The organism is Parerythrobacter lacustris (genome assembly GCF_024626475.1).
Classification (GTDB): Bacteria; Pseudomonadota; Alphaproteobacteria; order Sphingomonadales; family Sphingomonadaceae; genus Parerythrobacter_A; species Parerythrobacter_A lacustris.
Genome location: NZ_JANKHH010000001.1, coordinates 1 through 26,230, shown reverse-complemented (window position 1 = coordinate 26,230; position 26,230 = coordinate 1). Strand labels below are relative to the sequence as shown.

Annotated in this window: 31 protein-coding genes and 1 pseudogene; 10 read left to right on the top strand and 22 right to left on the bottom strand. The window is 64.1% G+C overall.

Annotated features, from left to right (window positions below):
• Positions 1-3 precede the first annotated feature (3 nt).
• From NSO95_RS00160 to xseA, 4 genes are read right to left on the bottom strand one after another with little or no spacing between them, the layout of a single operon-like run.
• Positions 4-966 (bottom strand): esterase-like activity of phytase family protein, encoded by a 963-nt coding sequence (locus NSO95_RS00160; protein WP_257594108.1) that lies wholly within the window; start codon positions 964-966, stop codon positions 4-6.
• Positions 967-976: 10 nt separating this feature from the next.
• Positions 977-1,930, bottom strand: coding sequence for a M23 family metallopeptidase (locus tag NSO95_RS00155; RefSeq protein ID WP_436278011.1), 954 nt, complete (start codon positions 1,928-1,930; stop codon positions 977-979).
• A complete protein-coding gene (locus tag NSO95_RS00150; RefSeq protein WP_257594107.1) occupies positions 1,927-2,130 on the bottom strand; it encodes a DUF2093 domain-containing protein in 204 nt (67 codons plus the stop codon). The genes NSO95_RS00155 and NSO95_RS00150 overlap by 4 nt, the downstream gene beginning before the upstream one ends.
• A gap of 36 nt (positions 2,131-2,166) precedes the next feature.
• On the bottom strand, positions 2,167-3,633 hold the full coding sequence (xseA, locus tag NSO95_RS00145) for an exodeoxyribonuclease VII large subunit (protein ID WP_257594106.1): 1,467 nt from the start codon (positions 3,631-3,633) through the stop codon (positions 2,167-2,169).
• Between xseA and purD the strand changes: the two genes are divergently transcribed.
• From purD to NSO95_RS00130, 3 genes are all read left to right on the top strand, one after another.
• Positions 3,632-4,927, top strand: a complete 1,296-nt coding sequence (gene purD / locus NSO95_RS00140; protein ID WP_257594105.1) for a phosphoribosylamine--glycine ligase — start codon at positions 3,632-3,634, stop codon at positions 4,925-4,927. The genes xseA and purD overlap by 2 nt on opposite strands.
• A 2-nt stretch (positions 4,928-4,929) precedes the next feature.
• On the top strand, positions 4,930-5,280 hold the full coding sequence (locus NSO95_RS00135; protein WP_257594104.1) for a cytochrome c: 351 nt from the start codon (positions 4,930-4,932) through the stop codon (positions 5,278-5,280).
• An 89-nt stretch (positions 5,281-5,369) separates the two neighbouring features.
• On the top strand, positions 5,370-5,684 hold the full coding sequence (locus NSO95_RS00130; protein ID WP_257594103.1) for a PilZ domain-containing protein: 315 nt from the start codon (positions 5,370-5,372) through the stop codon (positions 5,682-5,684).
• A 5-nt stretch (positions 5,685-5,689) separates the two neighbouring features.
• Here the strand turns inward: NSO95_RS00130 and NSO95_RS00125 are convergent, their stop codons facing one another.
• Positions 5,690-6,685, bottom strand: a complete 996-nt coding sequence (locus tag NSO95_RS00125) for an adenosine kinase (RefSeq protein ID WP_257594102.1) — start codon at positions 6,683-6,685, stop codon at positions 5,690-5,692.
• A gap of 111 nt (positions 6,686-6,796) precedes the next feature.
• Here NSO95_RS00125 and NSO95_RS00120 point away from each other — a divergent pair, with 111 nt between their 5' ends.
• The 3 genes from NSO95_RS00120 to NSO95_RS00110 all read left to right on the top strand — a co-directional run bounded on the left by NSO95_RS00120 (position 6,797) and on the right by NSO95_RS00110 (position 9,008).
• Positions 6,797-7,504, top strand: coding sequence for an EI24 domain-containing protein (locus NSO95_RS00120; protein ID WP_257594101.1), 708 nt, complete (start codon positions 6,797-6,799; stop codon positions 7,502-7,504).
• Positions 7,488-7,955 carry a hypothetical protein gene (locus NSO95_RS00115; protein ID WP_257594100.1) on the top strand — a complete coding sequence of 156 codons (468 nt, stop codon included), beginning with the start codon at positions 7,488-7,490 and terminating at the stop codon, positions 7,953-7,955. The genes NSO95_RS00120 and NSO95_RS00115 overlap by 17 nt, the downstream gene beginning before the upstream one ends.
• Positions 7,956-8,066: 111 nt before the next feature.
• Positions 8,067-9,008: a hypothetical protein gene (locus tag NSO95_RS00110; RefSeq protein WP_257594099.1), complete on the top strand. Its 942-nt coding sequence runs from the start codon at positions 8,067-8,069 to the stop codon at positions 9,006-9,008.
• Between the two features lie 2 nt (positions 9,009-9,010).
• Here the strand turns inward: NSO95_RS00110 and NSO95_RS00105 are convergent, their stop codons facing one another.
• The 13 genes from NSO95_RS00105 to NSO95_RS00045 form a co-directional block, all read right to left on the bottom strand.
• Positions 9,011-9,241: a hypothetical protein gene (locus tag NSO95_RS00105; protein WP_257594098.1), complete on the bottom strand. Its 231-nt coding sequence runs from the start codon at positions 9,239-9,241 to the stop codon at positions 9,011-9,013.
• Positions 9,242-9,248: 7 nt separating this feature from the next.
• Positions 9,249-9,599, bottom strand: coding sequence for a HesB/IscA family protein (locus tag NSO95_RS00100; protein WP_257594097.1), 351 nt, complete (start codon positions 9,597-9,599; stop codon positions 9,249-9,251).
• Positions 9,596-10,096 (bottom strand): SUF system Fe-S cluster assembly protein, encoded by a 501-nt coding sequence (locus tag NSO95_RS00095; RefSeq protein WP_257594096.1) that lies wholly within the window; start codon positions 10,094-10,096, stop codon positions 9,596-9,598. Before NSO95_RS00095 ends, NSO95_RS00100 begins: the two co-directional genes overlap by 4 nt.
• The gene (locus tag NSO95_RS00090) at positions 10,093-11,310 is read right to left on the bottom strand and encodes a cysteine desulfurase (RefSeq protein WP_257594095.1); all 1,218 of its coding nucleotides are present in this window, start codon (positions 11,308-11,310) and stop codon (positions 10,093-10,095) included. The genes NSO95_RS00095 and NSO95_RS00090 overlap by 4 nt, the downstream gene beginning before the upstream one ends.
• Positions 11,307-12,086 (bottom strand): SufD family Fe-S cluster assembly protein, encoded by a 780-nt coding sequence (locus tag NSO95_RS00085; RefSeq protein ID WP_257594094.1) that lies wholly within the window; start codon positions 12,084-12,086, stop codon positions 11,307-11,309. The genes NSO95_RS00090 and NSO95_RS00085 overlap by 4 nt, the downstream gene beginning before the upstream one ends.
• On the bottom strand, positions 12,079-12,828 hold the full coding sequence (gene sufC, locus NSO95_RS00080) for a Fe-S cluster assembly ATPase SufC (protein ID WP_257594093.1): 750 nt from the start codon (positions 12,826-12,828) through the stop codon (positions 12,079-12,081). Before sufC ends, NSO95_RS00085 begins: the two co-directional genes overlap by 8 nt.
• Before the next feature lie 3 nt (positions 12,829-12,831).
• On the bottom strand, positions 12,832-13,170 hold the full coding sequence (locus NSO95_RS00075) for a hypothetical protein (protein ID WP_257594092.1): 339 nt from the start codon (positions 13,168-13,170) through the stop codon (positions 12,832-12,834).
• Entirely contained in the window at positions 13,167-13,523 is a 357-nt protein-coding gene (locus tag NSO95_RS00070; RefSeq protein ID WP_257594091.1) for a hypothetical protein, read from the bottom strand. Before NSO95_RS00070 ends, NSO95_RS00075 begins: the two co-directional genes overlap by 4 nt.
• Positions 13,523-14,062 (bottom strand): endonuclease domain-containing protein, encoded by a 540-nt coding sequence (locus NSO95_RS00065; RefSeq protein WP_257594090.1) that lies wholly within the window; start codon positions 14,060-14,062, stop codon positions 13,523-13,525. Before NSO95_RS00065 ends, NSO95_RS00070 begins: the two co-directional genes overlap by 1 nt.
• Positions 14,059-14,433, bottom strand: a complete 375-nt coding sequence (locus tag NSO95_RS00060) for a hypothetical protein (RefSeq protein WP_257594089.1) — start codon at positions 14,431-14,433, stop codon at positions 14,059-14,061. Before NSO95_RS00060 ends, NSO95_RS00065 begins: the two co-directional genes overlap by 4 nt.
• A 175-nt stretch (positions 14,434-14,608) precedes the next feature.
• A complete protein-coding gene (gene sufB / locus NSO95_RS00055) occupies positions 14,609-16,105 on the bottom strand; it encodes a Fe-S cluster assembly protein SufB (protein ID WP_257594088.1) in 1,497 nt (498 codons plus the stop codon).
• A 229-nt stretch (positions 16,106-16,334) separates the two neighbouring features.
• Positions 16,335-16,739, bottom strand: coding sequence for an SUF system Fe-S cluster assembly regulator (locus tag NSO95_RS00050; RefSeq protein ID WP_257594087.1), 405 nt, complete (start codon positions 16,737-16,739; stop codon positions 16,335-16,337).
• A 98-nt stretch (positions 16,740-16,837) separates the two neighbouring features.
• Positions 16,838-18,691 carry a DUF885 domain-containing protein gene (locus NSO95_RS00045; protein WP_257594086.1) on the bottom strand — a complete coding sequence of 618 codons (1,854 nt, stop codon included), beginning with the start codon at positions 18,689-18,691 and terminating at the stop codon, positions 16,838-16,840.
• A 516-nt stretch (positions 18,692-19,207) separates the two neighbouring features.
• On the opposite strand from NSO95_RS00045, the gene NSO95_RS00040 reads away from it, so the two are divergent.
• From NSO95_RS00040 to NSO95_RS00025, 4 genes are all read left to right on the top strand, one after another.
• Positions 19,208-20,335, top strand: coding sequence for a quinone-dependent dihydroorotate dehydrogenase (locus NSO95_RS00040; protein WP_257594085.1), 1,128 nt, complete (start codon positions 19,208-19,210; stop codon positions 20,333-20,335).
• A gap of 155 nt (positions 20,336-20,490) precedes the next feature.
• Positions 20,491-22,212, top strand: coding sequence for a gamma-glutamyltransferase (gene ggt / locus NSO95_RS00035; RefSeq protein ID WP_257594084.1), 1,722 nt, complete (start codon positions 20,491-20,493; stop codon positions 22,210-22,212).
• A gap of 100 nt (positions 22,213-22,312) precedes the next feature.
• Complete coding sequence (locus tag NSO95_RS00030) at positions 22,313-24,118, top strand: AMP-dependent synthetase/ligase (protein WP_257594083.1); 1,806 nt, start codon at positions 22,313-22,315, stop codon at positions 24,116-24,118.
• 3 nt (positions 24,119-24,121) lie between these two features.
• Positions 24,122-24,532 carry a hypothetical protein gene (locus NSO95_RS00025; protein ID WP_257594082.1) on the top strand — a complete coding sequence of 137 codons (411 nt, stop codon included), beginning with the start codon at positions 24,122-24,124 and terminating at the stop codon, positions 24,530-24,532.
• A gap of 43 nt (positions 24,533-24,575) precedes the next feature.
• Here NSO95_RS00025 and NSO95_RS00020 read toward each other — a convergent pair whose 3' ends face one another.
• The 4 genes and pseudogenes from NSO95_RS00020 to NSO95_RS00005 form a co-directional block, all read right to left on the bottom strand.
• Positions 24,576-25,076, bottom strand: a complete 501-nt coding sequence (locus NSO95_RS00020; RefSeq protein WP_257594081.1) for a hypothetical protein — start codon at positions 25,074-25,076, stop codon at positions 24,576-24,578.
• A 3-nt stretch (positions 25,077-25,079) separates the two neighbouring features.
• Complete coding sequence (locus NSO95_RS00015; protein WP_257594080.1) at positions 25,080-25,604, bottom strand: hypothetical protein; 525 nt, start codon at positions 25,602-25,604, stop codon at positions 25,080-25,082.
• 130 nt (positions 25,605-25,734) lie between these two features.
• Entirely contained in the window at positions 25,735-25,905 is a 171-nt protein-coding gene (locus NSO95_RS00010) for a CsbD family protein (protein WP_257594079.1), read from the bottom strand.
• Between the two features lie 233 nt (positions 25,906-26,138).
• Positions 26,139-26,230, bottom strand: a pseudogene (locus tag NSO95_RS00005) (IS5/IS1182 family transposase); the annotation flags it as partial.

Sequence of the window (26,230 nt, the reverse complement as noted above, 5' to 3'; positions counted from 1 at the left end):
TGGCTATTGCCCCGGAACCCAGCGCAGCTTGAGCAGCAGCGTGCGCTGCAGAACGGCGTTGTTGTCGTCTGCGATAAGCCACAGGACCAGCGATCCATCGGGCTGCGGATCGACCGCCAGACCTTCGTAATTGTCGCTCGGCAGACGCTCGTCGAGCGCGAGAATTTGCTCACCGCGCCACTCGCCGCCGTTTGCGATGTCGGCGGGATCGGCGATGAGCACCTTGCCCGAAAACCCCGGCGGGATGCCGAGCTCGAGCCGCCGCAGCAGGATCAGGATGCGACCGTCGGGGATCTGCACCATGTCGACCGGCTTGTAGCCACCGTCGGAGACGAAGGTGAAAGTAGTCGCCTTGCCCCCGGCAACCGGATCGCCGGAGAACAGCACCCCCGGATGGTGCGAGCCGAGCCATTTGCGCGGCCCTTCGGACAGCACGACGAAGCGCCCGTCGGCCAGCCGCGCGAAAGCCTCCGGTCCCGAATTCGCGCCGAAGCCCGCCATGCTTTGCGGCCGAGCCGTTTCCTCCGACCGGAGCTTCGAATCGCGCCGCTCGATGGCATTGGTGCCCTCATAGGCAAACCACACCCTCCCGCTTGCCGGATCGCGCGTCATCGCCTCGATATCGATCTGTTCCTTGAGTGTATCGGCGTCCCCCGCAAGCCAGCCGAAGCGCGGCGCGCCGCGCTCGCCTGGCGGCGTGAAGCGCAGGAAGCGCCCGCGATCGCTCGCCGCGAACAATGTCCCGTCCGGCATGGCGAGCAGCGCGGAATAGCTCCCGAAATGGGTGTTGGCGCTGGCGAGTTCCCACGCGCCGAGCACGGCGAAGCCGCCGATTGCCCGCTGCACGACCGGCAAGGGTTTGATTTCGAGCAGGGGCCTGAAATCGGCGGGCGCAGGCGCGGTCCGCAGCCAGGTGCCAGGTGCCGCCAGCGCCGCGAGCAGCAGGATCGCAATCAGCCGCCGCACCGCAAGGCGATCAGTTCATCGGGCCGGTGAACAGAAGCGGATCGAGCCGGGCATCGCGCCACTTCATGCTCCAGTGCAGATGCGGCCCGGTGGCGCGGCCGGTCGCGCCGATATTGCCGATATACTGCCCTTGCCGCACTACATCGCCTTCCTTCACCGCGATCTTCGAGCAGTGGAGGAACGCGCTGTTGAGCCCGTTTCCATGGTCGATCATCAGCAGATAGCCTTCGAGGCTGAACGGGGTTGCGGCGGCGAGCACCACCACCCCGTCGGCCGGGGCGACGAACGGCGTGCCGCTTGCGCCCGTCGCGATGTCGAGCCCGGTGTGATAGCTGCCCGGTTCGCCGCGATAGATCCGCTGCGAGCCGAAGCGGCCCGAGATGCGCCCCTTGACCGGCCAGATGAATTGCTGCGTCCAGCCCTCGCTCTGCGCGTTGATGCTGCGCGCGGCGTTGATCCGGGCCAGTTCGGGGCGGCGGCGCTCCATGAAGCTCTCGCTCGGCCCGCCGCCGCTGCGCGCGGCGTTGATATGCTCGATGTTCCACGCGCGCGGGCTGACCGGGACTTCGCGGGTCACCTGCTGGCCGTTGGCGAGGGTCGCGACCAGCGTCTGGCTGGTGCCCGAATCGCGATCGAAGGCGGCGAAGAAACGGCGCTGCGGATCGAGCGCAAGCGGCTGGCCGTCCAGGGCAAGCGACAGTGTGCCCGCCGGTGCAGTACCGCGCAGGTAGCCGCCCTGGGTCAATTCCCCGGCGAGCGTAAGTCCCGGCGCGGGCTGCGGCGGCACTGTGCGATCATCGTCGTATGTTGCAGCGGTGATGGCGGCATCCGACGCCGTTTCGACCGCAGCCGCTGTGCTGCTACCCGCCTCGCCTCCGGCGGCGGCGGTGCAGGCGACCAGCGCCAAGCCGAGCGAGCAGAGTCCGAGTCCGAGTCCGGACCGGAGCGTAGGCAGGCGGCTCACTGCCCGCCCGCAAGCCGCTTGGTGGCCGCCTCTGCGCTGGCATAGGGTTCCTGGTACTCGACGCTCCAGTAGCGCAGATCCTCGAGCGGGACAGCATCGCCGGTGACCGCGCAGAACACGTGCTGGCCCGGGCGCAACACGCGGAATCCGTTGGGCCCGTAGGAGAGTTTTGCTTCGCTGTTTCCCGATGACATCAACATGGCTGCGGCCCTAGCATTGCTTGCCCCGCCGGACAATCAGCCGAACAGGTCATCCTGCTGCGGTTTGGCGGGTGTGGATGGCTTCGGCTTGCGCGCCGCCGTTTGAGCCGGGGCTGAACGGTCAAGCGGAGCGGCAGCAAGCACGCCGTCGAAAAACTCGATCTCCAGCCGCGCCTGTTTCGCTGCGTCTCCGCGGCTGCGGAGTAGCGTCCCGTCCTCGCCGGTCACCAGCACGAAGCCGCGCTTGAGAGGAACCTTGGGATCGAGTGACAGGAACAGCCGTTCGAACGCAGCAAAGCGTTCCGCGTCGCGCTGTGCACGCTGCCGGACCAGACCAGGTGTCAGCCGCATCTCTCCGAACCGCCGCCGAGCATCGCGCAGACCCCGCTCGAGCATCGCGGGAGACAGACGCAACTGGGCCAGCCGTTCACGCCCGTGCGCCGCGCGCTCGCGCAGGCCGCGGCGCAGCCGTTCGGACAGCTCGTCGAGCCTCTGCGCCTGCGGCTGGAGCAGCGCTTCGGCGCTTGGCAACCGCTGTGCGCGCGCCTCGAGCCGTTCGCGCCCCAGCGTCACCGGGCGCAGGATCGCGCGCTTCTTACGGGCTGAGAAATCGGCCAGTGTCGCGGCGAGCTCCGCGCGCACCGGCACCGCCATTTCGGCGGCGGCGGTCGGCGTCGGCGCGCGGCGGTCGGCGGCAAAGTCGGCCAACGTGGTATCGGTCTCGTGCCCGACCGCGCTGATCACCGGGATCGGGCTTTCGGCAATCGCGCGGACCACGGCCTCCTCGTTGAAGCCCCACAGATCCTCGATCGAACCGCCGCCGCGCGCGACGATCAGCAGGTCCGGGCGGGGAACTGGCCCGCCCTCCGCCAGCGCACCAAAGCCGCGCACCGCGGCGGCGACCTGCTCGGCCGAGCCCTGCCCCTGCACCAGCACCGGCCACACCAGCACGTGGCTGGGGAAGCGGTCCGCCAGCCGGTGGAGAATGTCGCGGATCACCGCGCCGGTGGGCGAAGTCACCACGCCGATGGTGCGCGGGAGGAACGGCAATGCGCGCTTGCGGCGCTCGTCGAACAGCCCTTCCGCCGCCAGCCGGGCTCGGGTCTTTTCGAGCAGGGCAAGCAGCGCGCCCTCGCCCGCGACCTCCATCCGCTCGATCACGATCTGGTACTTGGACCGGCCGGGATAGGTCGTCAGCTTGCCGCTCGCGACCACCTCGAGCCCGTCTTCGAGGTTGAACGGCAGGCGCTGGGCATTGCCGCGCCACATCACCCCGTCGATCACCGCGCCTTCATCCTTCAGCGCGCAATAGACATGCCCCGATGCCGCGCGCTTGACCCCTGACAGTTCGCCGCGCAGCCGCACGAAGCCGAAGCGGTCCTCGACCGTGCGCTTGAGCCGGTTGGAAATCTCGGTGATCGAAAGCGGCGCGGCGTTGTCCCCTTCGGTCTCGCGCGCTACCAGCCCGCCATCAATCGCATCATCGGGATCGGGGTAAGCCATGAACATCCTTTTGCTGGGCTCGGGCGGGCGCGAACATGCGCTGGCATGGAAGCTCGCGCAATCCCGTCTGCTGTCGGGACCGGAGGATAGGTTCTACGCTGCGCCGGGCAACCCGGGAATCGCCGGGCATGCCGAATGCGTCGCGCTCGATGCGCGCGATCACGCTGCGGTGGTCGCGTTCTGCGACGAACGCCGGATCGGCCTCGTGGTCATCGGCCCCGAGGCCCCGCTGGTCGACGGGCTGGCCGATACGCTGCGCGGCGAAGGCATTTCGGTGTTCGGCCCGTCAAAGGCCGCTGCCCGGCTCGAAGGGAGCAAGGGTTTTACCAAGGACCTGTGCGAGCGCGCCGGAATCCCGACCGCTGGCTATGTCCGCACCCGCTCGCTCGCCGAAGCGATGGCTGCGTTGGACCGGTTCAACCCGCCCTATGTACTCAAGGCGGACGGGCTGGCGGCGGGCAAGGGGGTGGTGATCGCGCAAAGCCGCGAGGAGGCGGTCGAGGCCCTGGCCGACATGTTCGACGGCAAATTCGGCACTGCAGGTGCCGAAGTGGTGATCGAGGAATTCATGGAAGGCGAGGAAGCGAGCTTCTTCGCCCTCACCGACGGCGCGACGATCATGCCGTTCGGCAGCGCGCAGGACCACAAGCGCGTGGGCGATGGCGATACGGGCCCCAACACCGGCGGGATGGGCGCTTACAGCCCCGCCACCGTGCTGACCCCGATGCTGCGCGGCGAAGTGCTGGAGAAGATCATAGTGCCGACGGTCAAGACGCTGGCCGACGAAGGCATGCCTTATTCCGGCGTGCTGTTCGCCGGGCTGATGCTGACCGACGAGGGGCCGAAGCTGATCGAATACAACTGCCGGTTCGGCGATCCGGAATGCCAGGTTCTGATGATGCGTTTGGAGGACGACCTCGGCGAATTGATGCTCGCCTGCGCCGACAGCAAACTGGCCTCGCTCCCGCCGGTGCGGCTCGGCAAGCAGGCCGCGCTGACCGTGGTGATGGCGGCCAACGGCTATCCCGGAACGCCCGATGCGGGCGGAGAAATCCGGCTTGGCGATGCCGAGGCCGGCGGGGCGAAGGTGTTCCACGCCGGCACGAAGCGCGAGGGCGAGGCACTGGTCGCCAGCGGCGGGCGGGTGCTCGGCGTGACGGCGCTTGGAGACAGCGTTACTGAAGCACAAGCCAGGGCCTATGCAGCGGTCGACGCAATCGATGCCTTCGGCCTGTTCTGTCGCCGTGATATCGGTTATAGGGAGGTGGGGCGCGAAACTGGGCGAAGGGCGTAATCATGGGCTCGCGAGTCAGCTTCGTCACGATCGGAGCCTTGCTGCTTGCCGCCTGCCAGCATGCCGCAACGGGCAATGCAACCCACAGTCGCACGATTGAGGATATCGCCTTTGCCCAGGCATCATGCGGCGGTTGCCATGCGGTCGAGACTCCCGGCATCTCGCCCAACCCCGCTTCGCCGACCTTCGCCGAGATCGCGCATCGCCATGGGACGACGCAGCGGACCCTTGCCGCCTTCCTGCGCGATGCGCACAATTACCCCGAAGCGATGGATTTCGACCTCACACCGCAACAGGCGGATGCGCTCGCGAGCTACATGATGACCCTGGGCGGGGCGAGTCAGCGACCGTGACAATAGGGAACGATACCGGAGCACCAAAAGTTAAGATATTAAGCATGATGAGGAGTAATTGGGCGATGTCAGCCGTCTAGGATCAAGCGATGAAGGAGCGTTCGAAACCACGACACGAGATACGCATCCTCGGCCAGTACCGGACCGGGGCCGGGATCAAGCGCGATGTGACCATGCTCGATCTGTCGGAGACAGGCTGCCGCTTCTATGAAAAGTACTCCGCGCTGCGGCGCGACACCCCGATCACGATCCGGATCGAAACGCTAGGCCCCTTCGATGCCCACGTGCGCTGGGTCGACCAGGGCATCGTCGGGGCAGAATTCGCCAATCCGATCTACGGGCCGGTGTTCGAGCACATCAGGGATTCGCTCGACAACCAGAACTGGAAGCCGCCGCCCCAATAGGGCGTTCAGGCCAGCTTTTCGGCCATCAGCTTCCCGAGATCCGCCTCGGGTCGTGCGCCGAAATGGCTGATGATCTCGCACGCAGCGATCGCACCACGACGCAGGCAGGTTTCGAGTGGCTCGTCGTTTACATAGCCATAGAGGAAACCCGCTGCGAACAGGTCGCCCGCGCCGGTGGTATCGACCACCTTGTCGATCGGTTCGGCAGGAACCTCGGCGCGCTCGCCGTTCGATACGGCCACTGCGCCTTCCGAGCTGCGGGTCACCACCAGCGTCGGCACCTTGCCGTCGAGCGCGGCGATCCCGGCTTCGAAGTCATCCGTACCCGTCAGCGCTTCGAGTTCGGTGTGGTTGGCGAACAGGATATCGATCAGCCCGTCCTCGATCAGCGCGCGGAAATCGTCGCCGTGGCGGTCGATCACGAACACTTCGGAGAGGGTGAAGGCGACCTTGCGGCCCGCCGCACGCGCGGCCTCGATCGCCCGGCGCATCGCGGCGCGCGGCTCTTCCGGGTCCCACAGATAGCCTTCGAGATAGAGCACCTTGGCCGCCGCGACCGCTTCGGCATCGAGCGCTGCGGGCGGGAGGAACTGGCTCGCGCCGAGGAAGGTGTTCATCGTCCGCTGCGCATCGGGGGTAACGAAGATCAGACACCGCGCAGTCGACGGCTCGCCGGCCCGCGGCGGGGTGTCGAAATCGATCCCGCCGGCGCGGATATCGTGCGCGAAGACCTCGCCCAGCTGGTCCTGCGCGACCTGCCCGATGAAGGCGCATTGCGCGCCCATGGCGGAAAGCCCCGCCAGCGTGTTGGCTGCCGAACCGCCCGAAATCTCGCGCGCCGGACCCATCGCATCGTAGAGCCGCTTAGCCCCGTCCTCGTCGACCAGGGTCATCCCGCCCTTGGCGAGGCCGAGCTCGTCGATCAGCTCTTCGTCGCACGGAGCCATGACATCGACGATGGCGTTGCCGATGGCGATCACGTCGTAACGGGGTTGGGTCACATTCTGTCCTTGGGTTCTTGAGAAACGTGCCGCGCGCCTAGCCGCTTCACCGGCTCAGGCCAAGGCTTTGCGATTGACAGTTCCGCTATCGGGGATTCATGGGGCTGGACAATGCTTTCGCTCCCCGCCGCCCTGGGCCGCGCCGCCGGCCAGCTCAACGATCCTGCGATCCTCAAGGTGCTGGCCAAGAGCATCGCGGTGACGCTGGGTTTGCTGGTCGCGCTCGGGCTTGGTGCCGGTGCGGGGGTCAACGCGCTGCTCGCACACTATGAGCTGGCGGCAGGGGGCGAGCTGGCGGCGGCTGTCTCTGCGCTTTTCATCATCGTCGGCGGATGGCTGCTGTTCCGCTTCATCGCATTGGCGGTGATCCAGTTCTTTGCGGACGAGATCGTCGAGGCGGTCGAGCGCAAGCACTACCCGCAGGCCCTCGCCAGCGCGCGCAAGCTCGGTTGGCGTGAGGAACTGGCCAACAGCGTCAGATCGACTGCACGCGCGGTGCTGTTCAATGGCGCCGCGCTGGTGGTGGCGATACCCTTGCTGCTGACGGCTATCGGCCCGGCGGTGCTGTTCTTCGTCGTCAACGCCTGGCTGCTCGGACGCGAGTTGCAGGAGCTTGCCTGGGTGCGCCACCAGACTACGCCCGGCTCGAAGCCGCCTATCGGAACAGTTGAGCGCATGCTGCTGGGCGCGACGATTGCCGGTTTGCTGGTGGTGCCTATCGTCAACCTGCTCGCCCCCGTGCTCGGCGCGGCGGCGGCATGCCATCTCGTCCACCGCAAGAAGGGAGCGGGTATGACCGCCGATGCCCATGCCGCGTAGCCTCGCCCTCTCGCTCGCGCTCGTTCCGTTGCTTGCCGCCTGCGTCGCAGAAAGCGCGCCGCAACGCCCGACATCGGCTCCGCGCCCGACCGTCAGCAGCGCCACCGTGCCGGTCCAGCGCGAGGCCCCGCCGCCCACCCGTCCGCAGGTCCAGCCGAGCAGCACGCCCGGCTTCCGCGCGCCGCAGATCATGAACCTGCGCGGGGTCGAAGGGCTGATCGGCGCGACCGCACCGCGCTTGGTCCAGCAATTCGGCCAGCCTCGGCTCGATGTCTACGAAGGCGACGCGCGCAAACTGCAATTCAGCGGCGAGGCCTGTGTACTCGATGTCTATCTCTATCCGACCAGCCCGGGAGCCGAGCCGACCGCAACCTATGTCGACGCGCGGCGCGCGTCGGACGGGCTCGATGTCGATCGTGCCGCCTGTATCAAGGCGCTGCTCGGGGGCTAGGGTCAGGACCCTAGGCTTCGTTTCATCGAACGGTACCGCCCCACCGGAATAGTAACTCCGATTTAAGGCTCTTGCGCCATAGTTCCCGCCTGATTCAGGGGACAGCACCGCATGAGCATCCATTTCGCCGATCTATCGCGCTCCGTTGCCGCCGACGGGTCGATCGCGCCCGAGGAACTGCTTGCGTTGCGCCGTCTGGGCTGGGGCGACGGGAGAATCCACCGCGAGGAAGCCGAAGCGATCTTCGCGATCAATCGCGCGCTGAGCGAAACCAGCGGCGAATGGGTCGATTTCTTCGTCGAAGCACTGGGCGAGTTCGTGCTCAACGGCACCGAACCGCGCGGCATGTGCGACGAGGCCGAAGCGCAGTGGCTGATCGGCGCGCTCGATGCCGACGGGCGGCTGGAAACCATGGCCGAGCTCGAACTGCTGGTCCGCGTGATCGAGAAGGCGCGGAATGTGCCCGACAGCCTCAAGCACTATGCGCTGAAGCAGATCGAAGCGGCGGTGCTGACCGGAGCCGGGCCCACCCGCTGCGGCGGCGAGCTGTCGGACACCCACATCACCGGTGCCGAATGCCGCATCATCCGCCGCGTGGTGTTCGCCAGCGGCGGACATGGCCCGGCTGCGGTCAGCCGGTTCGATGCCGAAATGCTGTTCCGGATCAAGGACGTAACGCTGGGCGCGGACAATTCACCCGAATGGCAGCAGCTGTTCGTCGACGGGGTCGCGAATTACCTCAAGGGGTTCACCCTCGAAAACGCTCAGCTGAGCCATAAGCGGATGAAGGAACTCGAAGCCTTCATCGCCGACGACAACCACGGTGTCGGTCGTTTCATGGGCCGGATGTTTGCCGAGGCACCCGACGTGCGCAACCATTTCGGCAAGGTCTTTGGCCAGCGCGACGCCGACTGGGGCGTGACCGAGCGCGAGGCCGAGGGCAACCTCGTGACCGGGAACGAAGCGGCCTGGCTCGACCGGATGATCCATGCAGATGGCGAAACCGATGTGCTGGAGCGCGCGCTGATCGAACGGATCAGGGCCGAGGGCTGAGTTTAATCGAATTCCAGCTGCGCTTCACCACCGCCCGTTTTGGGCAGCGGTCCGTTCGGCGGTATAGCGGGAACCGCGATCCCCGCCTCGGGTGGCTTACGGCGCTTGCCGTTGCCCTGATTGGCACGTGCCGCTGCGGCAATGGCTTCGGCCACCGCCCGCCGACCGCGCGCCGACGGGCCGCGCGCGATGAGCGCGTTGACCGTTTCCATCAGGCGTTGCGTGCGATCCATGCTTGCATCATACCATAAAGCTTTCGCCGCAGCCACAGGCGCCCTTGGCATTGGGGTTGGCGAAGGTGAAGCCGGCGGTGAAATCGTCCTCCACCCAGTCCATCACGCTGCCGACGAGATAGAGCACGCTCGCCCCGTCGATGTAGAGCACGCCGCCCGGGGTCATGATCTTCTCGTCGAACTTCACTTCCTCGCTGACATAGTCGACCGAATAGGCGAGGCCCGAGCAACCGCGGCGCGGGGTCGAGAGCTTGACCCCGATCGCATCTGCGGGGGCCTTGGACATCAGCTCGGCAATGCGGGCTTCGGCGGCAGGCGTCAGCGTGACGGCGGCGGGCAGGGTGCGGGTCTGGGTCATAGCATTCCAAGCTCCAGGCGGGCTTCGTCGCTCATCTTCGACGGGTCCCACGCCGGGTCGAACACCAGGTTGACCTCGGCATCACGGATGCCCGGCACGCTCGCCGCGCGAAGCTCGACCTCGCCCGGCATGGTTTCGGCTACCGGACAATGCGGGGTGGTCAGTGTCATGGTGACGGTGACGTCGCTCTCGTCGTCGACCTCGACCCCGTAGATCAGCCCGAGATCGTAGATATTGACCGGGATTTCGGGGTCGTAGATCTCGCGCAGCGCATCGATCACCGCCTGCTGCAAGGCTCCGCCGGGGCCGGTCGCGCCGACGGCTTCGGGCTTTTGCTGCAAGAAGCCCTCGAGGTAGTCGCGTTTCCGCTCCAGCTTCTCGGCGGGGGATTCCTCATCAACCGCGTCGGTTACGCGCGCGCGGGGCGGCTTGGTCGCCACGTCCTCGCTCGCTGCATGTGCGGCGATGAAATCCTTCTCGTCACTCGCCTTGTTCATCCGAAAATCCTCTTGGTTCGCTCGATCCCGCGCAGCAGCGCGGCGATATCGCTTTCGTCGCTGTACAATCCGAAGCTCGCCCGCGCAGTGGCAGGGACGCCGAGATGGTCCATCAGCGGTTGCGCACAATGGTGCCCGGCACGGATCGCGACATTCTCTTCGTCCAATATGGTGCCGAGATCGTGCGGGTGAACCCCCTCCATCGCGAAACTGACGATGCCCGCGCTCTTCTCCGGACCGAACAGGCGGATCGAATTGAGCTGGCGCAGTTCCTCGCGCAGCTGCGCGGCGAGGCCGCTTTCGTGCTCGAACAGGCGTTCCGGGTCCAGCGCATCGACATAGTCGATCGCCGCATGCAGCGCGATCGCCTCGGCGATCATCGGCGTGCCCGCTTCGAACCGCTGCGGCGGCGGGGCGTAGGTCGTTTTCTCGAAGGTCACCCGGTCGATCATCGCTCCCCCGCCCTGATAAGGCGGCATTGCGTCGAGCAGTTCCTCGCGCGCCCACAGCACGCCGATCCCGGTCGGACCGTAAAGCTTGTGCGCGCTGAAGACGTAGAAATCGCAGTCCAGCTCGGCCATCGCCAGCCGCATGCGCGGCGCGGCCTGGCACCCGTCGAGCAGCAGCTTGGCACCCACGCCATGCGCCGCCTTCGCCGCGCGCTTCGCGCCGAGGATCGAGCCGAGCACGTTCGAGACATGCGCCAGCGCAACCAGCTTGTGCTGCGGGGTGAGGTTGGCTTCGAGCCAGTCGAGATCGATCCGCCCGTCTTCGGTCAGCGGGCAGACGTCGATAGCGGCCCCGGTCCGTTCGGCGACCATCTGCCACGGGACGATGTTCGAATGATGTTCGAGCACCGACAGCATGATCCGGTCGCCGGGCTTGAGGCTTGCTCCGCCCCAGCTCGAGGCGACGAGGTTGATCCCCTCGGTCGCGCCGCGCACGAAGACGATCTCGTTCTCGCTCGCCGCGCCGATGAATTGCGCCGTGCGCCGCCGCGCCGCCTCATAGGCCAGCGTCATCTCGGCAGAGCGGGCATAGACCCCGCGATGGACCGTCGCATAGTCGCGCCCCAGCGCGCGGCTCATCGCGTCGATCACCGCTTGCGGCTTCTGCGCGGTCGCGGCGGTGTCGAGATAATGCCACGCCGCGCCCTGCGGCGTGAGCAGGCCGGGAAAGTCCGCCTTGCGGTCGAGGATCACCGTATCGTTCACAGCGTCAGCGCGTCCAGTTGCTCCAGCGCGCGCTCGAGCATCCGGTCGGCAATCCGCCGGTCGTCGATCGCGGCCAGCGCATCGGCGATGAAGGCCTGCACCAGCAGCTTGCGCGCCGCTTCCGGCGGGATGCCGCGCGCGGCCATGTAATAGGCGGCCGCCTGGTCGAGCTGGCCGATCGCCGCTCCATGCGCGCATTTCACATCGTCGGCGAAGATTTCGAGTTCGGGCTTGGCATTGGCGCTCGCCCCCCGGTCCAGCAGTATGGCGCGGAAATTCTGCGCCGCATCGGTCTTCTGCGCATCGCGCGCCACCTCGATCCGGCCGAGATAATTGCCGGTCGATTGGCCACCCTGCACCGCGCGCACCACCTGGTTGGAGGTCGCACCCGGTGCCTGGTGGATCACGCGGGTGACGAATTCCTGCCGCGCGTTGGCGCGCCCGATGGTCACTGCGCCGAATTCGAAATGCGCGCCTTCTTCCAGCGTCACTTCCAGTTCGATCCGCGAGTATTCGATGTGGCTGGCGTTGATCTCGAAGTGCTCGTAGCGCCCGCCCGCGCCGACATGGACACGTGTGCGGTGGACCGATCCGCCCGATGCCTGGGGGCCAGCGCTATGGAATGCGTTGAAGTGCTTCGTTTCCCCCGGCGGCACATCAACCGTGCCCCAGTGGTTGAGCCAGTCAACCGGCGCCTGCGCCAGCCACGCGCTATCGGCATAGCGCCAGGCCTCGTCGCGCGTTGTGGGCCGTTCGAGAGCGTCAGTCTCAGGCATCTGCCATCACCGCGTCGTAACCCTCTTCCTCGAGCCGCAATGCGAGATCGGGACCGCCGGTCTGGACGATGCGGCCTTGCGAGAGGATCGAAACCTTGTCCGGCCGCACCACGTCGAGCAGGCGCTGGTAGTGGGTAATCAGCAGCACGCCCTTGGCCGGATCACGCATGATGGTGTTGATGCCCTCGCCGACGATCCGCAGCGCGTCGATATCGAGCCCGCTGTCGGTCTCGTCGAGCACAGCGAAGGCGGGATCGAGAATGCCCATCTGCACCATCTCGGCGCGCTTCTTCTCGCCGCCCGAGAAGCCGACGTTCACATGGCGCTTGAGCATGTCCATGTCGAGCTTGAGCAGTCCGGCCTTTGCCTTTGCGAGCTTGAGGAACTCGCCGCCCGACAGCGGTTCCTCGCCGCGCGCCTTGCGCTGGGCGTTGAGCGCCTCGCGCAGGAACTGGACGTTCGATACGCCGGGGATTTCGACCGGGTACTGGAAGCCAAGGAACAGGCCCGCCGCAGCCCGCTCGTGCGGTTCGAGTTCGAGCAGGTTCTGCCCCATGAACTCGACCGAACCTGCGGTCACTTCATAGCCCGGGCGGCCGCCGAGCACATAGGACAACGTCGATTTGCCCGCGCCGTTGGGGCCCATGATGGCATGGATCTCGCCCGCCGCAACTTCGAGCGTGAGGCCGTTGAGGATTTTCTTGCCGTCGATCTCGGCGTGGAGGTTTTCAATCTTGAGCATGGTCTACAGTGTCAGTCCGGTAAAATTGGCAATGGAGAGCGCGATCTCGTCGTTGAGAACACGGATCGCGCGATCTTCGGCGGCCTTGGCGGCATCGCCCTTCAGCCCATCGGTCGCGGCGCGAACGCGATCTTCGCGCACCCGCTTGATCTGCGTCCCGCAGAAGGAGCGGACCGCGATGACCGCCGCCTCGAGGCCCGTACGGGGCGCCGCGCTCGCCCCGGCGAGCAGGCACCCGCGCAGGCGTTGCTCGGCGAGTTCGGCCTCGGGTGAAGCATGGGCCGGGATCGGCGCGAGCATGGCGGCGCACAGAGCCAGCGAGAAGATCGGGTTCGGCCTCATTGCTGGCTCTCTTTCGGCATGATTTCGGGCATGGCGGCCACTGGTGCGGCCTTGTCCTGTTCGCCAGCCTTGCGCACGAAGGCCGGACAATCGCGAATGCGCACCGCGATGCGGTTGTTGGTCGCTTCGAGCCGGGCCATGAGATCGGAATACACCCGCAATTCCTCCGCCGATGGCGGCGTGCCCCCGGGCGGCGAGGAATGTTCGTGCAGCACCTTCAGCGCTTCCATCTGCGTCGCGACGAAAGCGTCGCGCTGCTGCTGCAGCAGCTCGATCTCGCCGACGCAGACGTCCTCCGCCTGTGCAGCACAGGCGGAAAGCGCGAGCAGCGGCAAGGCGAGCAGCGCGCGCATTAGCTGCGCCCTCGCGGCGGGCCGTTGCCCTCGCGGTCGTAGCGCGGCTTGCTCTGGCGCGGATTTGCGGCATTGTGCCGGCGGCGGGCTTCCTGCTTGTCGCCGATGCGCATGCGCATCCCGGCGGTGATGCGCGCGAGGACGGCGTCCATGTTCTCGAGGATGTCCGAGGCTTTGATCCGCATCACCCGGATCCCGACCGCCTCGAGGCTCTTGTCGCGGCGCTTGGCCAGCGCCTCGTTCTCGCCCTCCTCGTCGATATCGATCGCCATGCCGAGCCGGTGGCAGTTGAAATCGACGATCGCGCTGCCGACCACGGTGTGGCGGGTGAAGCTGTAAGGCCCCATGTCGGCCTCGGAGAACCGCTTGGCGAGCGCCTTGTGCGCCGGCGTCGAATGCCGCCGCAATTCGCGCGCCTGCTTATGCAGCGCATCGAGGCGCTTTTCCGAGATTTCCCACCCGCGACCCTTCTTCTTGATCGTGGGGGATTCGGTGGCTTCCGAGGGGTCGGGGAGTTGGAGGGTTTTGCGGGTGGTCATAGACGACTTACATCGATTGGCGCCAAATCTGCCCGCTCACGCAAAATCGTTACGCGTGCTCGATCTTTTGCCGCCAAGGCATAATCGTCCAGAATCTCGATCGCTATCTGTTGTGCCGATTTTCCGGAGGGTGATGGTCCTAATTTCTCTAGATGTGGTTCCGTAAGAAAATACGCGTCGAGGCGGCTTGCGACACACTGGGTTTTGGCAGCCTCAAAGATGTCGTCGATACCAGCTCCTGAAGGACCTAGTTCAGCCATCCTGGTTTCGACACATATAGAGTAGTCTCGCCATGAGGCCCCCACCAGTGGGTCAACTTCATAACCTGTTGCTTGAGTGCCAAAAAAAGTTGCTAATGCCAAAAAAATCATCCCACACTCCCCTCAAGCGAAATCGCCGGCAGCTTCTGCGCTTCATCTACAAACAGAAGCTCGTCACCCTGAACTTGTTTCAGGATCCATTTCTCCGCACGCGCTGTCCTCGCTGGGGGCAGGATGGATGCTGAAACGAGTTCAGCATGACGGTGGAGGGGGGTGGTTAGGTAGTTCATCCGACTGAGCCTTCGAGCGAGATCGCCAGCAGCTTTTGCGCCTCGACCGCAAACTCCATCGGCAGTTCCTTCAGCACGTCTTTCGCGAAGCCGTTGACGATCAGCGCCACCGCCTCTTCCTGCGGCAGGCCGCGCTGCATGGCGTAAAACAGCTGGTCGTCGCTGATCTTGCTGGTGGTCGCCTCGTGCTCGATCTGCGCGGTGGGGTTCTTCACCTCGATATAAGGCACGGTGTGGGCACCGCTCTCGCTGCCCAGCAGCAGACTGTCGCACTGGGTGAAATTGCGGACATTGTCGGCATTGGGGCCGACGCGGACGAGGCCGCGATAGGTGTTGTTCGATTTGCCCGCGCTGATGCCCTTGGAGATGATCGTCGAGCGGCTGTTCCTGCCGTTGTGGATCATCTTGGTTCCGGTATCGGCCTGCTGGTAATTGTTGGTCACCGCGACCGAGTAGAACTCGCCCACGCTGTCTTCGCCGTTGAGCACGCAGCTGGGATATTTCCATGTCACCGCGCTGCCGGTCTCGACCTGGGTCCAGCTGATCTTCGAGCGCGCGCCCTGGCACAGCCCGCGCTTGGTGACGAAATTGTAGATCCCGCCCTTGCCCTCGGCATCGCCAGGGTACCAGTTCTGCACGGTCGAGTATTTGATCTCCGCATCCTCGAGCGCGACCAGCTCGACCACCGCGGCGTGGAGCTGGTTCTCGTCGCGCATCGGCGCGGTGCAGCCTTCGAGGTAGCTGACGTAGCTGCCCTTCTCGGCCACGATCAGCGTGCGTTCGAACTGGCCGGTGTTCTCCGCATTGATGCGGAAATAGGTGGAGAGCTCCATCGGGCAGCGCACGCCCTCGGGGATGTAGACGAAGGTGCCGTCGGAAAAGACCGCGCAGTTCAGTGTGGCGAAGAAATTGTCGTGCATCGGCACCACCTTGCCGAGCCACTTCTTCACCAGCTCGGGGTATTCCTTGATCGCCTCGCTGATCGACAGGAAGATCACCCCCGCCTTCTTCAGTTCCTCGCGGAAGGTGGTGGCGACGCTGACCGAATCGAACACCGCATCGACCGCGACCTTGCGCGCACCTTCGACCCCGGCGAGCACTTTCTGCTCCTCGATCGGGATGCCGAGCTTCTTGTACACCTCGAGAATTTCGGGATCGACTTCATCGAGGCTGCCGAGCTTGGGCTTGGGCTTGGGCGCGGCGTAGTAGAACGCGTCCTGGTAATCGATCTTGGGATAGCCGACCTTGGCCCAGTCCGGCTCTTCCATCGTCTGCCACAGGCGGAAGGCCTTCAAGCGCCATTCGAGCATCCACTCAGGCTCGCCCTTCTTGGCGCTGATGAAGCGGACGGTGTCTTCGGAGAGGCCTTTCTCGGCGAATTCGGTCTCGATATCGGCGGACCAGCCGTGTTCGTAGTCCGCAGCTTTGGCTGCCGCCTCGCGCGCGTCGGCGTCGGTTTCGGGCTTGGCCTGGATGTCGATCACTTCGCTCATGCTGCTGCCTTGGAGTATTTTGATTCACGCGGAGGCGCGGAGACGCGGAGGGCCATTCTTCGCGCCGAAGGCGCAATAGAGAAGGCGCTCACAGAGGCACAGGGGCACAGAGAGGGAGATGCACAAAAACCCTCAGCGCCTCCGTGCCTCTGTGAGCGCAAAATCATAAAGCGGCTACGCCGCGTCGCAGCATCCTCCGCGTCTCCGCGTCTCCGCGTGAAAACCACCATCACACCGCCTCCACCGAAAGCCGCGTCAGCGGTATGCCCGCCAAAGCCCCGCGCAGTGCGGCGTTGACCATCGGCCAGTGCCGCTTGACGGTGCAGCTGTGATCGACCGCGCAGTCATGCCCGTCGATGCAGGCAGTAAGCGTGATGGGCCCTTCGACCGCTTCGACGATATCGGCGAGGGTGATTGCCGCCGCCGGGCGCGCCAGTTGCAGGCCGCCGCCCGCCCCGCGTGTGGAACGCAACAGTCCTGCTGCGGTCAGTTTGCTGACCACCTTCTGCACGGTGGGTGCGGGGAGACCGGTTTCCGCCGCCAGCTCCCCCGCGCTGGTGCGCGCGCCGCCGCAGTGACGTGCGGCGGCGCTCATGGTGACGACAGCATAGTCGGCGAGGTTGGACAGGCGCATATTCTCAAATCAGACCAAATCGTTCCGATTTCACCTATGGATGCCGCGCCGCCCTTTCAACCGAAAAGCCTTTGTTGCGAGTCGTTAGCAGGAAGAGGCTATTCGCCCATGACGGGTTCGGGCTTCGCTTTCTCCGCTGCGATCCACGCTTCGACATTTTCCTCGAGAATATCGAGCGGGACGGGGCCGCTGAGCAGCACCGCGTCATGGAAGCCCTTGACATCGAACCGGCTGCCCAGTTCGCTTTGCGCCTTGCCGCGCAATTCCATGATCTTGAGCTTGCCGATCATGTAGGCAGTCGCCTGACCCGGATAGACCACGTAACGCTCGATTGCCTTGCGAATGTCGCCTTCGGGATTGGGTGTGTTCTCGGCGAGATACTGGATCGCCTGCTCACGGCTCCAGCGCTTGTGGTGGATGCCGGTATCGACAACAAGTCGACAGGCTCTCCACAATTCCATCCCAAGCCGGCCAAAGTCAGAATAGGGATCGGTGTAGAAGCCCATATCCTTGCCCAGCTCCTCGGTATAGAGGCCCCAGCCCTCGGTATAGGCGGTCACCCCGCCGAACCGCCGGAACGGGGGCACATCGCCCAGCTCGGTCTGGATCGTGCGCTGCAAATGGTGCCCCGGCAGCCCCTCGTGATAGGCGAGCGCCTCGAGCTCGTTCTTCGACATATCGCGCAGATTGTAGAGGTTGACGTAATAAGTGCCGGGGCGCGAGCCGTCGGGCGCGGGGCTCTGGTAGAACGCCTTGCCCGCGCTCTGTTCGCGGAACGCCTCGACTGGCTTGATCACCATCGGCGCCTTGGGCAGCGTGGCGAAGAATTCGGGCAGCTTCGCTTCCATCGCGTCAAGCTTGGCCTGCGCATCGGCGAGATAGGCCTCGCGGGTATCATAGTAAAACCGGGCGTCGGTGCGGGTGTATTCGAAGAAGTCCTGCAAGGTGCCCTCGAACCCGACCTGCGCCATGATCGCGCGCATCTCGCCGTGAATCCGCGCAACCTCCCTCAGGCCGATGTCGTGGATCTGGTCGGCGGTGAGATCGGTCGTGGTGTAGTTCGCCAGCAGCGCCTTGTAGTAACCGGCCCCGTCCGCGAACCGCCAGATGCCATCTTCTTTCGGCGCAAGGCCTTGCTGGCGCTTCATCTCGGCAAGCAGCCGCTCGTAGGCGGGGCGAGCGGAGTCGACCCAGGCGAGCTGTCCCTCGCCGCGCAGCGCGCCGCCTTCGTCGTCCGACAGGCCGAGCTTGTCGATCTTGCCGCTCAGATCGGCGAGGATCGGGTTCGGCGCATCGGCCGAGAGCAGATTCTCGATATCCGAGATCACATAGGGATAGACCCAGTCGGGCGGCATGATCCCGCGCGCAGCGCGTTCTCCCGATTGCGCGGTCAGCTGGTCGAGCGCCGGGCCGATCCCGCGGATGCGTTCGATATAGGCCTGCGCTTCGTCGGCATTCGAGACCCGGTGGATATTGATCAGGAAGGCGGGAAACTCGCTCTGCGCGCCATTCATCTGGTCGAACAGATAGCCGTAGTCGCGGTACGGCCAGCTCGCCTCGCTGCGCTTGGCCAGCGCATCGAACAGGCGGTAGGACAACCGATCTTCGGCATTCAATTCAGCCGCACCGTACCTGGTGCGCATCGATAGCGCGGTGGATTGCAATCGGTCGTAATCAAGCTGCTCGGCTTCGGCGGAATTGTCGTTCCACTTGCCGTAATCCTTATCGCGGATGCCGCGATAGGCCTTGCCCTGCGGCGAGGAAGCAAGCTGCGCGGCATCGTATTCGTCGAACAGCGTGCCGATATCCGATGGTTCCGTCGGTTCATCCGTCGGTTCGGCGGTGGTCTCGATCGCCGCCGCTGTTTGCGGTTCGGCATAGGTGCCAGCGCAGCCGGCCAGCGCGAAGGCGGGCAGAGTCAGGCAGAGAAGGGCTTGGGGGCGCAGGCGCATGGACGATCTCCGGATTTACAACGTCCTGCAGTCCTAGCTGGCCCGAGGCGGATTTGGCCAGAGCCGGGACCCGATTTGTCGCGCAGACAAAAAAAGGGCGGCCCTCCGGAGAGGACCGCCCCTGAAGTCAAGGAACTCTAGCATTGCTGCTTCGAGCCCTTCGGGTCGCATGATTCGTATATGCCGAGTGGGCGCGCGGTGATTGTATGGATACGACAACCCAAACGCGGTTTCGCGCTGTTTTTTGAAATGAAATTGTCACTATCGATCCTTGCATGACGCGAAATGTCGCAATCGACAGCCAGCGAACCGCCTGTATAGGCTCGCGCGCATGATTTTCCCGCTGCTGCGCCCCGCCCTGTTCGAAGATCCAACCACCCAGTCGATCCGTGCAAATGTGCCAGCCCTTGCGTCATTGGCGAGAATGATTCATAGGAAGATTCCAACAAGGTCTCCATTTCCGCCCGACACCCGGGCGGTTTTGATTCGAGGCCTTAGCTGGATTCGAGGCGCCCAATGCTGGCCTATAAGACGATATTTCGCCCATTGCTTTTCACGCTCGACCCCGAAGTCGTGCATGACGCGGTCGCAAAACTGATTTGGGCATATCCCGCAAAATCTCAGATTTCGGATTCAGTCCTCAGATCCACGGTCGCTGGGATTGACTTCGAGAATCCAGTAGGAATGGCGGCAGGATTCGATAAAGATTGTAGCGTCTTTCAGCAGATATATCGCTTTGGGTTTGGGTTCGTCGAAGTCGGCACAATTACCCCAGAACCTCAGGAGGGTAATTCGAAACCGCGAATTGATCGGCTTGTTTCGGACAGTGCTATAATTAACCGCATGGGGTTTCCGAACTCCGGGTTGGCGCCTGCGCTTAAAAGGCTGTCACGCTACAATGGCATGCTTGGTCCTTTGGGGGTCAATATCGGCGCAAACAAGGAATCGGTCGATAGGATCCAAGACTACATCACTTGTTTGCAAGGGGTCGCAAAGTTTGCCAGCTATGTGACTATAAACGTGTCCTCGCCTAATACTCCAGGGCTCCGAAGTCTTGAATCCGGTGGCGAACTTAAAGACCTGCTCGGTCGGTTAGATCAATCAATTCGCTCTGAAGATGTCCCCGTTTTCTTAAAAGTGTCGCCAGACCTCGACGGCGTATCGATAGATGAAACCTGCCGTGCCGTGATGGAATCTTCAGTTGCGGGGATCATTGTCGGTAATACTACAACATCTCGACCTGACTTTCTCAAGTCTCATAACGCGAAGGATCTAGCGGGCGGACTCTCTGGAGCACCCCTAAGGGAACTCAGTATTCGTTCTCTGAAAGCTTTTTATCAGAGAGTCGGCGCACACCTGCCAATCATTAGTGTCGGTGGTATTTCCACATCCGAGGATGCGTATTTGAGAATTCGACAGGGCGCGAGTTTGCTTCAAATTTATACCGCATTTATTTATGAAGGCCCGAGCTTGGTGCCAAAAATAAACATGGGGCTTGCTAAATTATTGAAGCGCGATGGGTTCTCATCTGTCGCGGATGCAGTCGGTGTGGATGCCGGCGACACAGAAAATGTGAGCCCGTTGGCCGAAAGCTCAATCAATATTGATTCGGCCCAACCAGCATCACTCAGGGCTTACGCATAGCATTGGCGCTTGTTGCGTTTCGGCGTTTCTCCCAGCGCAGGAGCCCGATGATGAGGGACGTCATCCCGCCATCGCGATGACCTTGGCCACCGGATGAAGCAAGTCGGCTTCAATTCGATTGCCGAGGCGGTCGGGAGCGAATAGCACTTTCCGCCATGTTGAAGCGCTTCCTGTTCCCGCTTGCTGCCGCAGCCGTGCTGCCGGCCTGTACCCCCACGCAATCCACGGCGACCGTCGCCTCGACACCTCCTTCGTCCGAATTTGTTGGCACGGTTAGCGCAGCCGACCCGCGCGCCGAGGAAGCAGGGATGGAAATGCTCGCGCAGGGCGGCAGCGCGGTCGATGCCGCGATTGCCACCATGCTGGCCCTGACAGTTGTCGAACCGCAAAGCTCGGGCATCGGCGGCGGCGGCTTCATGGTGCGCGGGACACCCGGCGGTGTGGTCGAAAGCTTCGACGGGCGCGAGAAAGCCCCGGCGGGCGCAGACCCGCGCTGGTTCCTGAAGGAGGACGGCACCCTGCCGCCGTTCGGCGAATCGGTGCGCAGCGGGCTGAGCGTCGGTGTGCCGGGCAATATCGCGCTCGCCGCTATGGCGCATGACAAGCACGGCACACTGCCATGGGCGCGGCTGTTCGACCCGGCGATCCGGCTCGCGCGCGAGGGATTCCTCGTCAATCCGCGGCTCAACAGCTCGCTCGACAGTGCGAAGGATCGCGCCGCGGCGACTACCCAGGGACAGACGTTGTTCTTCGATGCTGCCGGCGAGCCCGTGCCGGTCGGTACGCGGGTGACCAATGAAGCGCTGGCGCAGACTTTCGAGCGGATCGCCGCGCGCGGGCCGGAAGCATTCTACGAAGGCGCGGACGCCGCGCTGCTTGCCGCCACGGTGGCTGCTGCCACACCGCGCGAAGGGGCGATGACCGAGGCAGATGTCAACGCCTACGAAGCGACGCTCCGCGCCCCGGTATGCGGCAGCTATCGCGGCTATCGCATCTGCGGCATGGGCCCGCCGACCTCCGGCGGGATCGCCGTGATCCAGATCCTGACCCAGCTCGAAAGGTTCGACCTCGCCGCGCTGGGGAGGGAAAGCCCGGTGACCTGGCACCTGTTCGTCGAATCACAGCGCCTCGCCTATGCCGACCGCGAACTCTATCTCGGCGACAGCGATTTCGTGCCCGTGCCGGTCGAAGGCCTGCTCGACCGCGACTATCTCGCGGCGCGCAGCGCGCTGATCGATCCGACATCGACGCTGGCGAAGGTCGAGCCAGGCAAACCGGCAGGGGCTGCTCTGGCGCTCGCCGACGGCGACGAGCCGGAAGAGAACGGCACCTCGCATTTCGCCGCGGTCGATCGCGACAATGTAATGGTCAGCTACACCTCGACCATCGAGGGCGCGTTCGGCTCGGGCCTGATGCATGGGGGGTTCTATCTCAATAACGAGCTGACCGATTTCAGTCGCGCTCCCGAGGTCGACGGGCGGATGGTCGCCAATAGGGTGGAAGGCGGCAAGCGGCCGCGCAGTTCGATGTCGCCCTTCGTGGTGTGGGACCCGGCGGGCAGGCCGATGCTCGCGGTCGGCGCGGCGGGCGGGCAGACGATCCCGGTGCAGACCGCGCGCAGCATCATCGGCGTGATCGATTTCGGGCTGTCGGCCGAGGACGCGCTGGGCCTGCCATTCATCATGGCATTCGGCGATCAGGTGATGCTCGAGGAAGGCACCTGGCTCGCCGCCTCCGCCGATGCCTTCGCTGCGCTCGGCCACGCGAAGACGATGATCCGCGCAGCCCCGGTCAAGGCGAACGCGGTGCTGCGGCATGGCAACGTTTGGACCAGCGCGCGCGATCCGCGGCTCGAGGCGCAGCTCGAAATGCCGTGAGGGACCACCGCTCGAAGCTTGCCGCTACGGAACGGCAAGCCTAAATCGGGCCGACGAACGAAATATCACAACCCGGCACACAGCAGTGGGAGCGGCTGCCTTGAATCTATCCGAACTCGACACGACGCGAAATCTCGTCGAACTGTTCCTCCGCCGGGCCGACGAGAAGGGCGACAAGCCCTTCCTTGGCGCGAAGATCGACGGCGCGTGGCAGACCCAGAGCTGGCGCGAAGTGGCGGACCAGGTTTGCCTGCTAGCCGAGAACCTGCGCCGGATCGGAATCAAGGATGGCGACCGGGTGGTGCTGGTGTCCGAAAACCGGCCCGAATGGTGCATTTCGGACCTCGCGGTGATGGCTGCGGGCGCGATCACCGTCCCCGCCTATATCACCAACACCGAACGCGACCACGCGCATATCCTCGACAATTCGGGGGCGAAGGCGGTGATCGTCTCGACCGAGAAACTGCTCAAGCCGCTGCATGGCGCGCTGCTGTCGACCGGAGTTACCGAGCACGTCATCGGGATCGAAGACCTCCACCGCCAGCAATCGGGCAGCTTCGACTACCACCGATGGGACAGCATGCTGACGGGGGATGCGGCCGCCGCGCGCAAGGCGGTCGAGGCGCGGATCGCCGATATCCAGCGCGATCGCACCGCCTGCATCATCTACACCAGCGGCACCGGCGGCGCGCCGCGCGGGGTGCTGCAGCATCACGGGATGATCCTGTGCAACGTCAAGGGCGCGGCGGAGATCCTGCTCAACGATTTCGGGATCGACGATCACGAACGCTTCCTCAGCTTCCTGCCGCTGAGCCACGCCTACGAGCACACCGGCGGCCAGTATCTGCCGATCGGCGCGGGCGCGGAGATTTTCTATTCGGAAGGGCTTGAGAAGCTCGCCAGCAATATCGAGGAAACCCGCCCGACGATCATGGTCGTCGTCCCGCGGCTGTTCGAGGTGCTGCGCAGCCGGATCATGAAACAGATCGAGAAGCAGGGCCGCGTTGCCAACTACATGATGGACCGCGCGATCGCGATTTCCGAAAAACAGCAGGAAGGCCGCAAGCGGCTGCGCGACCGGCCGATGGACTTTCTCCTCGAACGCGCATTGCGGCCGAAGATCCGCCAGCGCTTCGGCGGCCGCATCAAGGCGATGGTCAGCGGCGGCGCGCCGCTCAACCCTGAGGTCGGCAGTTTCTTCGAGGCGATGGGGCTGACCATGCTGCAAGGATACGGACAGACCGAGGCGGGGCCGGTAATCAGCTGCAACCGGCCCAAAGTCGGCCTCAAGATGGACACCGTCGGCCCGCCGATGGAAGGGGTCGAAGTCAAAATCGCCAAGGACGGCGAGATCCTCGTGCGGGGCGAGCTGGTGATGCACGGCTACTGGCGCAACGACGCCGAAACCGCGCGCACGCTCCAAGACGGCTGGCTCCACACCGGCGATATCGGCCATCTCGACGAGCGCGGCCGGATCAAGATCACCGACCGCAAGAAGGACATGATCGTCAACGACAAGGGCGACAATGTCGCGCCGCAGAAGATCGAGGGTATGCTGACGCTCCAGCCGGAGATCGCGCAGGCAATGGTGAGCGGCGACAGGCGGCCCTATGTCGTCGGGCTGATCGTTCCCGATGCCGAATGGGCGGTCGAATGGGCGCGCGCCAACGGCGAGAAATTCGACCTGAAGGCGCTGCAAGAGCTGCCCGCGTTCAAGAAGGCCGTAGGCGACGCGGTGGCGCGGGTGAACCAGGACCTCAGCGTGATCGAAAAAGTCCGCCAGTTCGCCTTCGCCGACGAACCCTTCGCGATCGAGAACGAGGAAATGACCCCGAGCCTGAAAATCCGCCGCCACAAGATCCGCGAACGATACCAGGAGCGGCTTGATGGGCTGTATCGGGGTTGATTGATGGGTGTCCCGGACTTCGTAATTCTCAACGATGGCTGGAACGCAGACCCGAATGTTCCCCATGAGCGGGTCGAAATTGATGGGGCATCTGTCAGGCTGACATTTGCTGCAGACACCTTTCGATTCCAGCGCCTGAACAGATCTCGACACTCGCTGTTGTTCGAGAATGTCAGCCGTTGGCTGATTCACGATTTGAACGATGAAGGCTGGTATCGCGACCAGTGCAGGTACGGTCGCACCGCGCCCGACTGGGGCTTGTTCTACGAAATTGTCGGCGAGGACAAGGATGCACTTGGTGCGTTCGAATGGAATGTCATCCTACCGGGAAGGCCCGAACAACGACATTTCCTCTTCTATCTGCGAGATTCGACGTTCGAATGCTTCGCCGACGACTGGACCCTCGAGACCTAAAGTATCGGTTGCCAATCAAGCGCCGGATAATTTTCGCTGGTCCTTATCGGGGTTGGTGTCGCTTAAGTTTGGCGACCAGGGCCTTGTCCGAAAGCAGGTTGGAAACTTGGTCGGAGATGGATCGACTGTCGCTGGTAGCCTGCCGCAAAAGCTCCTCTCGCTCCTCGCTCGTCCACATGCGGTCTGGAGTCACGTCATCACGATCTCTTGGAAGATGCCGTGTAATGACAACATCCCGTCCGGCCAGATCGGTAAGTTGGTGGATCGTCGCATGGGCCAAGAGGTGCCGAACTGGTCGGTGGGACATCCATCGTGCAATTCGATTATTCAATGCCGAGCAATGGCGATCCTCCGCAGCCACTAGTCGGTTGCGTAGGTCGGCAAGGTTGGACAACGCGCCTTTCTCGATCGGGAGGTCAAGCGCCAAGCTCAACCGCCCGATTGCTTGCTCGGCGCAAGCGAAGTGGCTGAGTACTCGGCCAGCCCATTCAAACGGATCGCGAGCCTGCAACCGCTTGTCGGCCAACCCGATCTCGATTTGCACGGACTATGCCGCCTCTTTCTCGATAAATTCCGGGAAGAAGCTCGGCCTTGCATCGCTCCAGCCGGGCGCGGTGGCGGCGGCTTCGCTCAGCGACTGGAGCAGCAGCTTGCGGCGGGTCGGGCGGATTTGCGGCAGCGCGGCGGCGGCGCAGAATGCGCTGGGGAGCCACGGGCGTACGTCGGGGCCGAGCAGGCGCTCGTAGAGGAAGCGGAAGGCGGAGAAGCCGTCGAGCCGTTCTTGTGCGAGGTCGAAGGCGGCCACGCGGGTCAGCTTGCCGATGAAGCTTTCGATCGCGTCGAAGCCGCTTTCGGCCGGCACGCTGTCGCGCAGCACCTTCAATTCCTGATAGGCGACATACTGGCTGCGGATTGCGGCGTTCTCGCTCGCATCGCGCGCCCACAGCTTGAACGCATCCTGCCGGCCGAGCCCGATATCGAGGCCGCGCCTGATGTAGCGCTGCTCGGCGGCGGTAAAGCTGGCGAATTCGCGCATCTCGGCGATGGTCAGCGAAGCGGTGGTGGTCGACATGGCGTTCTTGCCCCCTGTTGCAGGGGCGTTGTCGCCGAATATGGTTAACACCGGGTAAGCGGGGTTTAATGAGCAAGAAAAAGGGGCCGCAGTTTCCCGCAGCCCCCAATTCATTGGACGGTCAAGTCACTCAGATCTTGTCGCCGAGGGCGCCCTTGACCTTGCCCTTGACCTGCTGGGCTTCACCCTTGCGCTCCTGCGCATGGCCTTCCGCCTGAGTTTCCGGGTTGCTCGACTGCTGCTTCACCTTGCCGATTGCTTCGTTGGTGAGGCCTTTGGCTTTGTCCGTGAGTTCGCCCATGATTTATCTCCTTGATTGTGTCCGCCTTTGCGTCCGGAAGGGGGTCCGGAGACAGGCAGGCCGCGCATTGGGCGGCTTGTAAAATGAATGAGTTAGACCCCTGTTCGTTCCCGCTTTTTCTGCAATGATTCGCGGAATTCTCATAAGTATGAAGCGGTATGGCGAAGCTTTGCATCGTGAGACCCCGACCAGTCGAACATGGGGAACCTTTGCCGCAAGGCTAGGGTCAGGACTCATTGATTGAGCCAGAAGATGACGGTTGCGGCGATGCATATTGCTGACATGAAGGCATGCGCGCAGCGATCATAGCGTGTGTGGATGCGCC